Origin of the sequence: Paenibacillus mesophilus (assembly GCF_005938385.1) — a bacterium.
In the GTDB taxonomy this organism is placed as follows: domain Bacteria; phylum Bacillota; class Bacilli; order Paenibacillales; family NBRC-103111; genus Paenibacillus_AB; species Paenibacillus_AB mesophilus.
Genome location: NZ_VCRA01000047.1, coordinates 16750 through 31367, shown reverse-complemented (window position 1 = coordinate 31367; position 14618 = coordinate 16750). Strand labels below are relative to the sequence as shown.

Sequence of the window (14618 nt, the reverse complement as noted above, 5' to 3'; positions counted from 1 at the left end):
AATATCCTGCTCCCTCTACAGTGGAGTTTTTTTTCGGTTTTGTCCACGAAAAACAGTTCTTTATTTTACAAATATAGCAATTTGTAGAATGAAAATTTTCATGTCAGCTTTAATGCAACGCTAATGGTAAAGATGCCACAAATCATTGAACAAACGAGTTTTCTCGAATGGCGTATATTTAAATGAAAACAGGTTGCGTAATGTGGCACGTGTTTGTTCGATAGCCTCCGTACTTTCATCGCTCAAGTAGAACTTGAAATAGTGGAAGGACAAAGGCTTATCCATCACCCGATAAAAATCGGTGTTCGGCGGACAGATCACTACATCGCCTGCAGTAGCCTTTCCGCTTATATCTTCAATCTGATAGCGAAAATCGCCGTTCTCCACAGCAAACATCACCCAGCTCGGATAGCGGGAGGAAGGCAGATCGAAACGCACTTTATCTTTCCAATAAAACTGTTGAAACAAGTAAAGAGAATAGTTCATAGTCATCCCTTCCCTTGTCAGATGCAGATTTATTATACGTTGTGTCCAATCTTTGGTCAAATATTCGAAACAGGAGATGAATTTCGATGACAAAATTTCGCACTACGCCTATCGCGATCCTGTCCGCGCTCGCTTTATTGGCGACGGCCTGCGGGGGAAAGACAGCAACGAACGATACAACACAGACCGAAGCAACGAAACCGGTTGCAGCCGACGTGAATGAAGTCAAAGATCCCGTTACGTTGAATTTTTTCTATAACGGCTTTTCGGAGTCGTTAACGAACGAAGTCAAACGAATGATCGAAGCGAAGTTCCCGAAAGTCACGATCAACATGATCTTGTATACAGCCCAAAATACCACGAACGACGTGATTGCGGCTGGAACGCCCATTGACCTGGCCGCATTTACAGCGGGACAATTGTTTAATGTCATGGATCTTCGATTGACATCGGATTTAACGGGTTTAATGGAGAAATATAAGTTTGACACGAGCAGACTGGCAGACGGTGTATTGGAAACCGTCAAGGGCTATTCCGATAAGGGCGAAATTCCGGTCATGCCTTACGAGTTGAATAACAGCGTCTTGCTTTATAACAAGACCCTATTCGACAAGTTCGGGGTGCCCTATCCGAAAGACGGCATGACTTGGGACGATGTGTATGAGTTGACGAAGCGGCTCTCCCGGGTGGAAAACGGCGTTGAATACAGAGGCTTCTCCTATACTGGCGCGAATCCCGTATATAAAGATCAGCTGGGTCTTCCTTTCGTGGATCCGCAAACCAACAAGGCGACGATTAATACCGATTCTTGGAAAAGATGGCTTCAAGTGATGACCAGCTTTTATACGGTTGATAATAACAAGCTAGCCGGAGTTGCGGACAATTTATTTTTTAAAGACCAGGTCATGGCTATGAGAACGGGTCCGAATCCGCTGGACCTGCTGTCTACGGCAATCAAAAGCGGCCTGGATTGGAATGCGGTGTCGATGCCGGTATTCAAAGAAAGTCCCGGCTCGCAGATGAACGCGCCATTCTACATTATTCCACCGAATAGCCGGGACAAGGATACGGCCTTTAAAGTTATCAACTACCTCATGTCGGATGAGGTTCAAAGCTGGGGAGCCAAGCAAGGCCGGGTGCCGATCGTAAAAAGCAAAGCCGTTGTCGAACATTTCGGAGAAGATGTGCCGTTCATCAAAGGAACCAACTACGCGAAGGCGGTATTTGATGAAAAGATCGCAAAACCGATTCGCGTAACGAAATACGACGGCATCGTCCGGACGCAAATGACGAGCGCTTTGGCAAAGGTCGCAACAACACCTGGGCTTGACCTGAATACCGCCTTACGGGAAGCGGAAGATGCGGCGAACAAGGCGATTCAGGAAGCTCAAAAACAATAAAGCGTCTGAATTGCAGCAGGAAGGAAAGTGGAAAGTATGGGAAACGAATTGGAAAGATATGACCCCAATATGCGTCCGAACGAAAGGACGGATTCCGCCGTACGCTGGTATTCGCCTTTGAAACAGCCTTTTCACATTGCCGGGTTCGCGTGGTTCAAACAGGAAAGAATCTATCGCAGATTGCCGACCTTGCCGCCCGGTTCGATTCCAAACGCCGTAAATCGCCTGGCGGAACATACGGCAGGAGGGCAAATCCGTTTTCAATCGGATTCCTCCTCCTTGTCCGTCAGAGTAAAGTTGAAGGGCAAGGCCGACATGACCCATATGCCGGCAACCGGGCAATGCGGTGTCGATTGTTACGTCGGCCTACCCGATACGATGCCGCTGCAGTTCGCCAATTCGACAAAGTACGATCGAACTCTCACGGAGTACGAGTGCGCGCTTTATACCGGTTGGAAGCGGTCCATGCGCAGTATCGTACTGAATATGCCACTGTATCAAGGGGTGGAGGAAATATGGGTCGGCTTGGACGACGACGCCGTCGTGTCGACCCCTCCTCGCTACGCGTCAGACAAAAAGGTGATCATTTACGGAACATCGATCACCCAGGGAGGCTGCGCCTCGCGGCCGGGTATGGCCTATACGAATATTTTGAGCCGCAGAATTCCGCTGGAGTTTTTGAACCTCGGATTTTCAGGAAACGGGAAGGGGGAGCCCGAGGTTGCCGAAGTCGTTTCCCGAATCGAAGATCCTGCCTGCCTGATCGTCGATTATGAGGGCAATTGCGTGAGCACGGAGCTTTTCCATAAGACCTTGCCGGAATTTATTCGCATCTATCGGGCGGCTCATCCGGTAACGCCGATCCTGATCCCGTCTCGAATTCGTTATGCGCGCGAGGAATTGACGCCGCACCTGTACGAGATGAGAATGGAGCGTAAGCTTTTCGAGCAGGCGCTCGTTCGCGAGCTGCGGGAGCAAGGGGACTTGAACGTTTATTTCTTCGACGGCTCCAAATCACTCGGCGGTGCGGATTTCTTCGAATGTACGGTGGACGGATCACATCCGACCGATCTTGGTTTTCTACGGATGGCGGATGCGCTTGAACCGGTTCTAAAAACGCTGCTTTAGTAAGTTAATAAAGTAAGCAGCAAGCGAGCTACTTAGAGATTAATCAACGATAAATAGGGCAAACGGCCTAGGAGCCGGATGCCCTATTTATCCATGTATAATATTGACAATTGTTCGATTAAGGTTTATTATTGAAACGTTTCAACAAAAGCGTTCCAAGCTTTTACAATCAAGATAGGCACGCTTTTTCGCGAATGACAATCGCTGCATGGTAGTTCGAAATCGTATTTTGAAAGCGTTTTTATGTTTGTGCGTTTGATCCGCCATAGTGTGGGAGACAACCGAAAGTACCGCAAGCAGCTTTTTCAAATTTATTGAAACGTTTCAACCAATCGATAAGGGAGCTGAAAGACAATGCGATTTATGGATAAGCTGGACGACGATTTATCCGTCTTTTACCGGGGGCTTTCCGGCATACCGACTTTTGCCGAAACCGGTGGCGTCACCGCCGTCGGCGAAGAAGCGTTTCCGGTCGCGGCCGGCCGCTCCACCCCGTTTATAGCCGCCGCCCGATACGGAGAAGGACGAATCGTTGTCGCCGGGCACGAAAGCTATTTTGATCTGTCCCAGGATAGAGACGGTATGCAGCCGTTTATGCGCAGCACGGTGGAATGGCTGTTGCAGGACAGCGGCCCTATATTCTCCGGCAAAATCGACATCTTGACGCCTTCATCGCGCGAAGCGGTGTCCTCCGCAAGCTGGAGCCCTGTCCGGGTCGCCTGCTGGGCGGACGAACGCCCGGACCCGCGGAGACACCCGATCGCCTGGCTTGACGAATCGCTCGGCGATACCGACCTTCCGTTCGTCGAAGAATACATCAAGAGCGGCGGGGGCGCCATCGTCGCCGTCAAAGGCTGGGAGCTCGAGGAGAAGCCGTCCGCTTTCGGCCGTCCGCTCAAATTGAGCGACTACCCGCTGCAAAGGCTGCTGAATAAAGCCGGACTCGGCCTCCTCGGCAATGTAGCCGTCTGGAGTGGCGGCGATCTGCTGCCGCGGCTTACCGCGGAAAGGGCGGCTTACGCGCACGCTCTATGTCTGCTCGAAAAAGCGAAATTGGTTGAAGCCGGCGCTCTCTCCATCGAAGACATTCCAATCGGGCCGGCTGAGGCGAATGTCAAACAAAAAACCGAGGCCGTCATGGCTGTGCTCAGCCGCACGATCGAAGCGTTGACGGATGAAAGCGGGCTGTACGGTCGTATTCGGGAAGACGAACTAGGCTTGGCCGACGTCTCTCTGCCGATCGACCGGTCCGTCATGCCGTACACCGGTGCGCTGCTCGTGCGCCGGTTCAAGCAGGTCAGCCTCGCCGAAGACGGAGGCAAATCGCCGTATGCCGACTTATTTCCCGGCAAAGTCGCGGCCGGCGCGGACGTCATCCGAAACAGGCGCGTCCAGGTCGATTTCGGTTACGACGACCATGGCTACTTGCGCACGCTGTACGCCCCGGGTAACTGGCAAAGCACGGGCCTGTATGCGCCGGCCGGACAACCGATCACCATCGATGTACCGGAAGGCACGGACGATTTGGACGTACAAATCGGCTCACACACCGATACGCTGTTCCATCTGTCCAAGTGGGACCGCGCCCCGCTCGTCGCGCTTCGCCAAAAGCTGTCGCCGGGAACGAACAAGCTGAGCACCCCGTACGGCGGACTCGTTTACTTCATTCCGACACGGCCGAAGCCGGGGACGGTCGCAACCGTATCGGTGAGCGGCGCCGTGCAAGCCCCTTATTTCGTTTTTGGCCAAACGAACGACGAGGAGTGGACCCGTTCGCTGCGAAGCGCTCCCGCTCCGGTAGCCGAGCTGCTAGGCACGCGCATCATTTTGACGATACCGTCGGACTGCGTGCGGGAGCTCGAAAACCCGAGGCAGCTTATGGCCGATTGGGACGCCATGGTCGGCAAGTTCGACGAGCTGATCGGCATCTCGCCGGATAAGCCGCTGCCGCACCGGAGCCCGAACCGTCCGCACCGGATCGTGGCCGATCGGCAAATTAGCGCCGGGTACATGCATGCCGGCTATCCGATCATGATCCCGATCGAGCCTGCCGGCCGGGATGCAACCGATTTCGCCAAAGTGCGCGACGTCAAAAGCGGCTGGGGGTTCTGGCACGAGCTCGGCCACAACTACCAGCAGGTTCCGTGGTTTTGGGGGCTGATCGTCGAGGTGACCGTCAATCTGCATTCGCTCCATATGCAGGATCATTACGGCAACCGGTCTCGGCTGTTTACTACAGACAAGGAAGGCCGGACGCATTACGACAACGCGCTCGAGTTCGTGAGCAGCCGGAAGCCGGACAAACATTTCGGCGATATCGGATTTTTCGAACGGCTCGTCATGATCCGGCAGTTGCAGCTGAAGTACGGCATCGATTTTTACACGAGGCTGCATATTGCTTACCGCGAGCTGCCCGAGCACGATATTCCGCGCACCGACCAGCAGAAGCTCGACCGTCTGGTTGTCATGATGAGCAAAGTGAGCAGCAACTGTTTACTGACGTTTTTCGCCAAATGGGGCTGGCCTTACAGTGACGAGGCGAGAGCCGAAGTGACGGCGCTAGGGCTGCCGGAGCCGGATGCGGAGTTTTGGACGTGGAAGGAGCCCGGCGAATAATCCCGCCGCGCCGGCCGGAAAGGGGGTGAATGATTGCTATCAGCGATCGGGAAAGCGGCGTTACCGATAGGAACACGATGCCGCTGGCGGTAAAGGAGCACCACAGCAGGTCAGTCCGGAAAACTATAAGCGAGGTGAGAGTAGCTTGATTCATTCGTTCAAAAAATGGACGATCGTTTCGCTAAGCCTGATTACGATGGCAGCCTCAGCCGGTCAGACAACAGCCTATGCCCAAATAGCCGGGCAAACGGAAGCGGCGACGTCAAACGAAACATTGCAAAACGACTTGGCTTTGTTTTACAAAGATTTGGCCGGTATTCCTACGTATTCGTCCTCGAACAGCGGGGGTGTCAGCGCCATCGGGGAGCAGGCGTTTAACGTTTCCGTAAGTCCGTCGACGACTCCCAACATCGCCGCGGCACGATACGGGAAAGGACGCGTTTATTTGGCCGGCGACGACCTCTACTTCAAGCCTTCCGAGCAGACGGACCCAGACAGACTAAAGCTCGTCCGCAACAGCTTGGTATGGCTGACGCAGGACAGCAAATCAGCGAACCCGGGCGTCGTCGACTACGAGGATGCGCTGGCCGGACGCGGCCGGCTGCAGATGATCACGACGTCCCCGTCCAGCCGGTTCCAGGTGAACCCGGCGCTGCCGATTGACTTGAAACGTATCGACAGCTGGTCTTCGGCCGAGCTCGATCCGGCCCGGTATCCGGTCGCCTATGTCGATTTCCCGATTTTCCAAACGTCCGATGCCGACATACCCTACTTGGAAACTTACGTCCGCAACGGCGGAAGCATCGCGGTCGCCGCCAAAGGATGGGTGCTCGAAGCATACGCCCCCAATTATTTGGGTGATGCCTACAAGGGGAAAACGGGGAATCTCGGCATCGACTACCCGATCCAGCGTCTGCTGAATGTGTTCGGGCTCGGTCTGATGAACAACACCGCGACGAAAACGAACGGACTGCTTCCCGCTCTGACCGCAGAGCAAGCAAACGGCGCGCACGTGCTGGCGCTCATCTCGCAAGCGAAGGCGATCGAAGCCGGAACGCTCGATATCGGGGAAGTGAAGCTCGGACCGCCGGGCGCGGACGCGAAGACGAAGCTGACGATCATGGCGTCCATACTCGGCGGAACGGTTCAAGCGTTGACGCCGAAAAGTCCGCTATACGAGACGATACACGGCGATGTCGCGAATCTAGCCCGGCTTTCCTTTCCGCTTGACCGGTCGAAGGCTCCTTACAGCAGCGCACTGCTCGCCTTCCTGCTTAACAAAACGGGCCAGGAGGCCGCGCCGGCCAAGTCACCTTTCGCCGACCATTTTCCGGGCGTCGTTCCGGATAACGCGCAGGTCATAAACGGCAAAGCGATCGAGGTCGACTTCGACTACTCGGATTACGGCTATTTGCGCATGTACCGCCCTCCCGGCACATGGATCAGCACAGGATTATACGCTCCGCCGGGCAAGCCGGTCGTTCTCGACGTTCCCGCCGGGGTATCCGGCCTTGACGTGCAAATCGGCGCTCATACCGACAATTTGTCGAGCAAGGACGTATGGAAGCGCATCCCGGTCGTGACGAAACGGCAAACGCTCGTTCCGGGGCCGAACACGATTCAGAGTGCTTACGGAGGACTTATTTACCTCATTCCGACGCAGCCGAAGCCGAATACGAAGACGACCGTGTCCGTTAGCGGAGGCGTCCAAGCACCGTACTACGTATTGGGACAGACGAGCGCCAGCGAGTGGAAAAACACGGTTCGCCAATACCCGGCCCCGTGGGCGGAGCTGCAAGGACGCCGGGTCGTCGTCACCGTCCCTTCCTCCCTCATACGCCACCTGGACGATCCGGCGCAGCTGATGGAGACGTGGGACGCCATTGTGGACTATGACGACGCTTTGGCCGGCTTGTCTCCGGACAGCCCGCCGCCGCACCACAGCCCGGTCGAGCTGCCGTTCCGTTACGTCGACGACATCCAGATTACGGCCGGCTCCGCTCATGCCGGTTACCCGATCATGTTCGACAATTACGGCACCCGGCTGACCGACGTCGCAAACGTCCGGAACAAAGGATGGGGCATCTGGCACGAAACGGGCCACGAGTATCAGCCGAATCCGTGGAAATGGGGCGCGATTACGGAAGTATCCGTCAATCTTTATTCGCTGTACGTACAGGAGAAGTTCGGCAACGCTTCGAACTTGCTGAGCCGCGACGCCCAAGGCAAAGATTCGTACGACAAAGCTTTCGCGTATCTCGAAAGCGGCGCTCCGGACAAAACGTACGGCAATACGACCCAGCTCGACCTGTTCGGACAGCTCGTCCTGTTCAAGCAGCTTCAGCTGGCGTACCGCTGGGAATTCTATACGGCACTGCATACGTATTACCGCGAGCTGCCGGCGAATCAGTTGCCGCAAAACGATCAGCAGCGGATCGATACGTTCGTCGTGGCCGCTTCGCAGCTGTCCGGCCACAATCTGCTCTCGTTTTTCGACAAATGGGCGGTGCCTTATACGAAGGATGCAGTGCGTGCCAAAGTTCTGGCGTTGGGACTGCCCGAGCCGCAAACGCCGGTCTGGACGCTCAAGGAAGCGAATCCGCTGTCTCCGCCTACGATCGAGCTGACCCCGGCGCCGGACAATAGTGGCTGGAACAAAACCGACGTGACGTTTATGGTCGTAAGCGGCGGTTCGCAAACACCGGGCGTTCCGGCAAGGAGCCAGTACCGGATCGGGAATACGGGAACGTGGACCCATTATACGTCTCCTGTCACGATCCGGACGGAGGGCGAAACGAACGTCTATGCACGAATGATCGATGACGCCGGCTTGACGAGCGCTTATGTTTTGCAAACGATTCGCATCAAACGCCCGGCCGACCAAACGCCTCCGGTGACGACCGACGACGCGAAAACGGGCTGGTATCAGTCGGCACAAACGGTTACATTGACGGCTACGGATGACATGAGCGGTGTCGCCAGGACATATTACAGTGTCGACGACGCACCTTATGCCGAAGGGCGCACGATTGCGGTCGAGTCCGAAGGTGTCCACTCGATCCGGTATTTCAGCGTCGATGCGGCCGGCAACGAAGAAGCCGTCCGAACGGCCACGGTTCGCATCGACAGGAGCGGGCCGGAGGTGGAGGCAAACGTTACGGGCTCCGTTTACCAAACTGCCCCGATAACGATTAGCGTGCGCGTCACCGATTCGCTGAGCGGGGTGGCGAGCGCCGTAAATGCGTTGGATGGAAACGCCACCGGCAATCCGGTCGTCATCGAGCCGCTTGCGTTATCGGTGGGCTCGCACTTGCTCCGCGTAACCGCGACGGATAATGCCGGAAATACATCGACGAAGTCGTTTGCATTCGATGTAATGATCGGCATCGACCAACTGGATGCCATATTGCGGATGGCGGGCGACAAAGGTTGGATTTCGAATCCGGGCATTTTACAAAGCTTGCTGGCGAAGGCGGACACCGTGCAGAAGAAGCGCGGCGACAAGGAGCAGGCGCTACGAGCTCTCCAGGCGCTTGAGCACGAAGTTAACGCCCAATCCGGCAAGCACATCGAGACGGGCTTTGCGAGCTTGCTTTTGGCGGACATCCGTTATTTGCAAAGCTTGTAAGCCGTAAGACCGGCGCATACGCCGGTTCCGTTCGAGCGGGACGCTTACACTTGTTGGGCGGTAACTTGTAAGGCCGAAAGGAACATAAGGTCGAAGGTAAGTGTATGGGTGACGGTAACCGCAGGGTCTACGGAAACAGTAGGGGCAACGGTAACCTCAGCCCGGGGGTCGAGGAAACTTGGGCATGGTGCGGATGAAATCGAAGAGGAGCGGCGGCGATGTCTGCTCCTTTTTTTAACGTTATAGAATTTATAACAATAGTCAAAATGTTTATCGATCACTGGGATCCTTTTGGTCTACTAGAAATGGATTGTCCCCCAAGATGGTCGTTAAATTAAACGGAACAAGAGTTGAACGCACCAAGGGAGCAGACCGCCGCGGCAACTGCTCCCTTTCTGCATTGATTTAACGGGAAGGATAATACGACTTTTCTGTTGACGACACCTTTATTAAGTAGTATGATCTTAAAAATTTACCTTATTTTGTAGGGAGAATACTAATATCTATTATTCAGTCAATTGTACTAGACCTGGACGGAACCTTAATATGAAGTCGACTAAGCTAAAGGAGTCGATAATATAGGAGTTGCCTTGTTGAGGCGGCTTCTTTATATTTGCGTTGAAGTAACGGGCAGGATAGCGTGGCGGCAACGCAGAAATAGTTGGAAATAATCAAAAGGTGGCTATAAAACATGGTAAGAGTGCAGTGTCCTTGTTGCGACTATTTTACTTTCGATAGTATAGAAGACGCTCTCTTTGAAATCTGTGAAGTATGCTTTTGGCAATACGATGAAGTTGCTCATGACAGGCCTAAAGTTAACATCGGTGCAAATCACATTTCCTTAGACCATGCTAGAGAAAACTATAAAAAATATGGAGCATGCGAGGAACGATTTAAAGCAATGGTAAGAATGCCGTTAAATGAAGAGCTTCCTATAAATAACTTAAAGTAGCCCATCACGCTAACTGAGGACGATATGTTCGAGCAATTGGAGCTGGAACGGATCGCTAGCGCGGCGGCCATGTCGCTTTCCAACCTTTACCGGCTGTTCTATGCGCTCTGCCGGTGGCTCAATTAGTCAGAGCATACTTATCCGATGTAACCCGGATTCGCCGGTGTGAGCCGGGGGACGACGCCGAATCTGGAGCAGACAACCGTCGTGGATTGCAATATTCCGATCATAACAACGGGACCTGGAACCGCTACACCTTGTTGGCTACCGGTTGACGCTGCCGGAAGGGAATAATCGTAACGCGATCAGTCAGAAGGCGGACAACCTGCTTCGGGAACGGGTGGCCGAGATGACCTACGCTTTCAATCCATTCTTCATGATCGGCGCCTATCTCCCCTCCCAAGCGGACAATTGGGTTGGGTTACAGATCAGCCAGACCGAGAGTATATCTCAAGGAATGGAAACCGTTACCCTGCCGGCCCAACGCTATGCGGTGAAGTGGCATTACGGCCTACGTTCCGATGTCCAACGGACCTATCGACGAATAAACGAGCTGTTGGATCAGGTCGGGATTACTCAGATCATCAGGCTTGGCATGTGGAGATGACCCGCAATTGGGGCAGTAAGGCGGAGGAAGAGGAGCTCGAGATGGACGTGTATTTGGCTATAGAATAGCACCACAGCGTCCAGGCCCCCGGTATGCAGTGAGGCGCTTTAGAACGATCATAGCCGATGCCATTTCTCCGCAACTTTCAACTAAACGGAGAACGATTGTGGGAGCAGACGCCGCGGCAACTGCTCCCTTTCTTCATTAAAGTAACGCGCAGTAGAGCGTGGTGAAAGGAGTCGTAGCATCACTTGCTCAAACCTGCGTTTAGATACTGGCAAACATGATAATTCCGTGCATGGATTGCAAGGCTTTATTTTCTACACTACTTATAATTAATTATGAAAGGATGATCTATATGGATTGGCTGAAGCGCATGAACGACGCAATGGCATATATAGAAACGCATCTGTCTGAAGTGATCGACTACGACCAAGTGGCTAAAATTGCTTGTTGCTCAACCTACCATTTTCAACGGATGTTTCCGTTCATCACCAATGTTCCGCTGTCGGAATATATTCGGCGCAGGCGGCTGACTCTTGCCGCATTTGAACTGCAAAATAGTGGTGTGAAGGTCATCGACATGGCAATCAAGTACGGTTACGAATCGCCTGAGGCCTTTTCTAGGGCGTTCAAAAAAATGCACGGTGTAATGCCAATGTCTGCGCGCGACAAAGGTGTGTCACTAAAGGCTTATCCTCGATTATCCTTTCATATTTCGATTCGAGGAGCTGTAGAGATGAATTACAAAATTGAGGAAAAGCAAAGCTTTGGAATGTTCGGCGTTTCTACTCTGATCAATGCCGATGGCGATAATCCATATATCGAAATACCCAAGTTCTGGGAGAAATGCATTGCCGACGGAACTGTAAACCGAATCCGTGCCGCAGCAGGCTTGGGGGAAGATGGCGAAATACATTCGGTTTTATACAATAACAATGGTGAGAAATTATCCTACATGATCGGTTATTTCCTGTCACAGAGCGGCTTGCCGCAAGGATTTGAAAAGCTGCAGATCCCCCCACAGACATATGCGATTTTTTCAACTGGCGTAAACCCGCAAAACGATATTCATGATTTGTGGAGACGTATTTGGTCGGAATGGTTTCCTACCTGTGATTATCAATTCGCAAATGGACCCGAGTTTGAAATGAGCTATGATAGAGGGGGCGGCCTGTATGAGATGGAAGTTTGGATCCCTGTCGTTAAAAAAACGGAGTCGTAGACTAGGAACGATTTTTTATGGAAAGTGTGAATAGAATGAATAATGCAATCATAGCGCAACATGCGCTTGCACAGTACGATATAAACGTTGTATCCGTATCGCCAATAGCTCAAAGCGGTGCCGCGGTTTTTAAAGTTGAAGATTATCGTGGAGATTCCAGGAAAAAGATCACTTGATTACGAACGGATACGATAGTTCATCCTTCCAACGAAGAATCCGAGGCACGCTGTGCTTTTCAAATATTTTCCTCATCTCACCCACCCAAACATGTAAATAATGCGAATTAATGTAGGGTGAGGAAAATATGGTGAGGAGGAGCAGCGGTATGAAGAGAAAGATCTTACTTTGCACTATGGCTGCAAGCTTAATGATGACGGGATCCGCCTACGCTAATACTGAGCACCCGACCAAGCATGCGGGGAAGAAGACGGGCTTGGAAAACGCAATCGAGCGAGGGAAAAAGAATGACAATGCCCGGGAAGCCATTCAACGGGCGATGGAGCGGAAGCAAGGCAAACATGAAGAGAACGGGTGGACGGAAGAGCAGCGGGTTTCCAAGGATGTGAAGCAATTGGAAATTACGTTCGGCGGCACCGATTCGGAAGATCACGTTACCCAGGCGATAGCGCTTCCTGCGGTGGGAGCTTATGGTTCCACGATCACTTGGGAATCGAATAGCCCCTCGATCATTTCCGACGATGGAAAAACCGTGAACCGGCCTTCCGCAGGCCAGGGAGACGCGATCGTAACTCTTACGGCTACTGTCCGGTACGGTGAAGCATCTGACACCAGAACGTTCACGCTGACGGTCAAGCAGCAGCACTCAGAATCTCACATAGTGGCTGCGGATAAAGCGCAGCTTGCCATCACTTTCGGCGGAACGGATACGGCCAGCAGCGTAACGCAGCCGCTAAGCTTGCCGCTCAGCGGACCGAATGGATCTGCGATCAGCTGGGTATCCGGCAATACATCGGTCATTTCGAATGACGGCAAAACGGTCAACCGGCCCACATCAGGCCAGGGAGATGCCGTTGTAACGCTCACAGCCACAATCTCCTATGGCAGCGTTTCGGATACGAAGACCTTCTCGCTGACCGTAAAGCCGCTGCTTACAGACGCTCAAAGAGTGGCTGCAGATAAAGCGCAGCTTGCCATCACTTTCGGTGGAACGGATACGGCAAGCAGCATCACGCAACCGCTGACCTTGCCGTTCAGCGGGCCGAACGGATCTTCGATCACCTGGATATCCGGCAATGCAAACGTCATTTCGAACGACGGCAAGACGGTTCAGCGGCCTGCTGCCGGCAGCGGCGACGCTTCGGTGGTGATGACGGCGATCCTAACGTATGGCAGCTCGTCGGAGGTCAAAGCTTTTTCTCTGACAGTAAAACAGCAATTGACGGATGCGCAGCGGGTGGTGGCGGATAAAGAAGCGCTGGCCATCGGTTATAGAGGGACGGATACAGCATCCGGCGTCACCCAAGCTATAACACTTCCGACCACAGGGATCAACGGATCGTCCGTCGTGTGGATTTCGGGCTACCCGTCCGTCATTTCAAGCGACGGCCAAACCATTCATCGACCGGCCGCCGGACAAGGGGATGTAACGGTCGTTCTTAATGCGGTCATCACGGCCGGAAACTACACCGAAACGAAGTCATTCACGTTGACGGTTAAACAGCAATTGACGGATGCGCAGCGGGTTGCCGCAGATAAGTCGGCGCTTGCCATCACTTTCGCTACCTACGATTCCGCCTCCGGCGTTACGAGTAATCTCGCCCTGCCTGAGAAGGGGCCGAACGGCTCGAATGTCGTATGGATTTCGAGCAACACGACGGTGATCTCCAATAGCGGAGTCGTAACCCGACCTGCTGCGGGCAGTGGAGATGCCGGGGTGATCATGACGGCTGGCATTACAAGCGGCGGATATGCCGAAACGAAGGCGTTCGTTTTGACGGTGAAGCAGCTTCCTTCGTACTAATTAAGCATTGAGCGCGTTAAACCGTATGGGAGATCAACCATACGGTTTATTTTTTTGAAGTTTTTTCTTATTGCAGGCAGAGGCTAGGAAGGGACGCTCGAAGTAAGCGGATCGCTTTACCGGAGAATGGTGAAGCTGATCCGTTAATGGCGCGTTCAAAGCTCCGCTATTGCCGAAAGTAAACATAATATATGTTATGTTTACTTTATTGAGTGTTTTTAAATCGAAAACTCCTTGCCAAGCAGGGAGTTTTTGATTTTAACGCTGCGATATTTTGCTTGATTTGCTCTTCGGCATCCCGCAATGCCGTGTTGATGTCTTTCGTATTTTGGATTACATTTACGTATTCGGCATTCAACAGGCTACGGTCCAAATTGAAGTTGTACTGCTTGGAGAGGGAGGAGATCAACGTAATCGCCCATATTCTTGTAGGCGGGGAGCCGCCCTTGGTAGGTGACGAGGAAGTTGATCGCCTCTCCTTTGGCGAGCAAATTCGGTAAATCTTGGACGCGAAGCGTGACGGGGTCCAGCAGTTTTTCCGTCCCATTCCCGGGGGCGACTTCGCCATGCTTGTTATTCGAGCATCCCACACGGT

Annotated in this window: 10 protein-coding genes; 8 read left to right on the top strand and 2 right to left on the bottom strand. The window is 53.1% G+C overall.

Going from position 1 to position 14618, the window contains the following annotated elements:
* Window positions 1-120: 120 nt before the first annotated feature.
* Window positions 121-486, bottom strand: a complete 366-nt coding sequence (locus FE783_RS35575; protein ID WP_138884157.1) for a hypothetical protein — start codon at window positions 484-486, stop codon at window positions 121-123.
* Between the two features lie 86 nt (window positions 487-572).
* Between FE783_RS35575 and FE783_RS35570 the strand changes: the two genes are divergently transcribed.
* The 8 genes from FE783_RS35570 (at window position 573) to FE783_RS35535 (ending at window position 14023) form a co-directional block, all read left to right on the top strand.
* Window positions 573-1886 carry an ABC transporter substrate-binding protein gene (locus FE783_RS35570; protein WP_138884156.1) on the top strand — a complete coding sequence of 438 codons (1314 nt, stop codon included), beginning with the start codon at window positions 573-575 and terminating at the stop codon, window positions 1884-1886.
* A 36-nt stretch (window positions 1887-1922) separates the two neighbouring features.
* A complete protein-coding gene (locus FE783_RS35565; RefSeq protein ID WP_138884155.1) occupies window positions 1923-3014 on the top strand; it encodes an SGNH/GDSL hydrolase family protein in 1092 nt (363 codons plus the stop codon).
* Window positions 3015-3368: 354 nt separating this feature from the next.
* Window positions 3369-5630, top strand: a complete 2262-nt coding sequence (locus tag FE783_RS35560) for a M60 family metallopeptidase (RefSeq protein WP_138884154.1) — start codon at window positions 3369-3371, stop codon at window positions 5628-5630.
* Window positions 5631-5775: 145 nt separating this feature from the next.
* Window positions 5776-9258: a M60 family metallopeptidase gene (locus tag FE783_RS35555; protein WP_138884153.1), complete on the top strand. Its 3483-nt coding sequence runs from the start codon at window positions 5776-5778 to the stop codon at window positions 9256-9258.
* Between the two features lie 691 nt (window positions 9259-9949).
* Window positions 9950-10210 (top strand): CPCC family cysteine-rich protein, encoded by a 261-nt coding sequence (locus FE783_RS35550; RefSeq protein ID WP_138884152.1) that lies wholly within the window; start codon window positions 9950-9952, stop codon window positions 10208-10210.
* Between the two features lie 271 nt (window positions 10211-10481).
* Complete coding sequence (locus tag FE783_RS35545; RefSeq protein ID WP_138884151.1) at window positions 10482-10817, top strand: GyrI-like domain-containing protein; 336 nt, start codon at window positions 10482-10484, stop codon at window positions 10815-10817.
* A gap of 358 nt (window positions 10818-11175) precedes the next feature.
* Window positions 11176-12042 (top strand): AraC family transcriptional regulator, encoded by an 867-nt coding sequence (locus FE783_RS35540; RefSeq protein WP_138884150.1) that lies wholly within the window; start codon window positions 11176-11178, stop codon window positions 12040-12042.
* A gap of 325 nt (window positions 12043-12367) precedes the next feature.
* The gene (locus tag FE783_RS35535) at window positions 12368-14023 is read left to right on the top strand and encodes an immunoglobulin-like domain-containing protein (RefSeq protein WP_138884149.1); all 1656 of its coding nucleotides are present in this window, start codon (window positions 12368-12370) and stop codon (window positions 14021-14023) included.
* A 362-nt stretch (window positions 14024-14385) separates the two neighbouring features.
* Here FE783_RS35535 and FE783_RS35530 read toward each other — a convergent pair whose 3' ends face one another.
* A complete protein-coding gene (locus FE783_RS35530; RefSeq protein WP_138884148.1) occupies window positions 14386-14613 on the bottom strand; it encodes a hypothetical protein in 228 nt (75 codons plus the stop codon).
* Window positions 14614-14618 lie beyond the last annotated feature (5 nt).

Coding starts and splice junctions, on each gene's coding strand:
- FE783_RS35575 (WP_138884157.1), bottom strand. CDS start 486: ATGAACTATTCTCTTTACTTGTTTCAACAGTTTTATTGGAAAGATAAA.
- FE783_RS35570 (WP_138884156.1), top strand. CDS start 573: ATGACAAAATTTCGCACTACGCCTATCGCGATCCTGTCCGCGCTCGCT.
- FE783_RS35565 (WP_138884155.1), top strand. CDS start 1,923: ATGGGAAACGAATTGGAAAGATATGACCCCAATATGCGTCCGAACGAA.
- FE783_RS35560 (WP_138884154.1), top strand. CDS start 3,369: ATGCGATTTATGGATAAGCTGGACGACGATTTATCCGTCTTTTACCGG.
- FE783_RS35550 (WP_138884152.1), top strand. CDS start 9,950: ATGGTAAGAGTGCAGTGTCCTTGTTGCGACTATTTTACTTTCGATAGT.
- FE783_RS35540 (WP_138884150.1), top strand. CDS start 11,176: ATGGATTGGCTGAAGCGCATGAACGACGCAATGGCATATATAGAAACG.
- FE783_RS35535 (WP_138884149.1), top strand. CDS start 12,368: ATGAAGAGAAAGATCTTACTTTGCACTATGGCTGCAAGCTTAATGATG.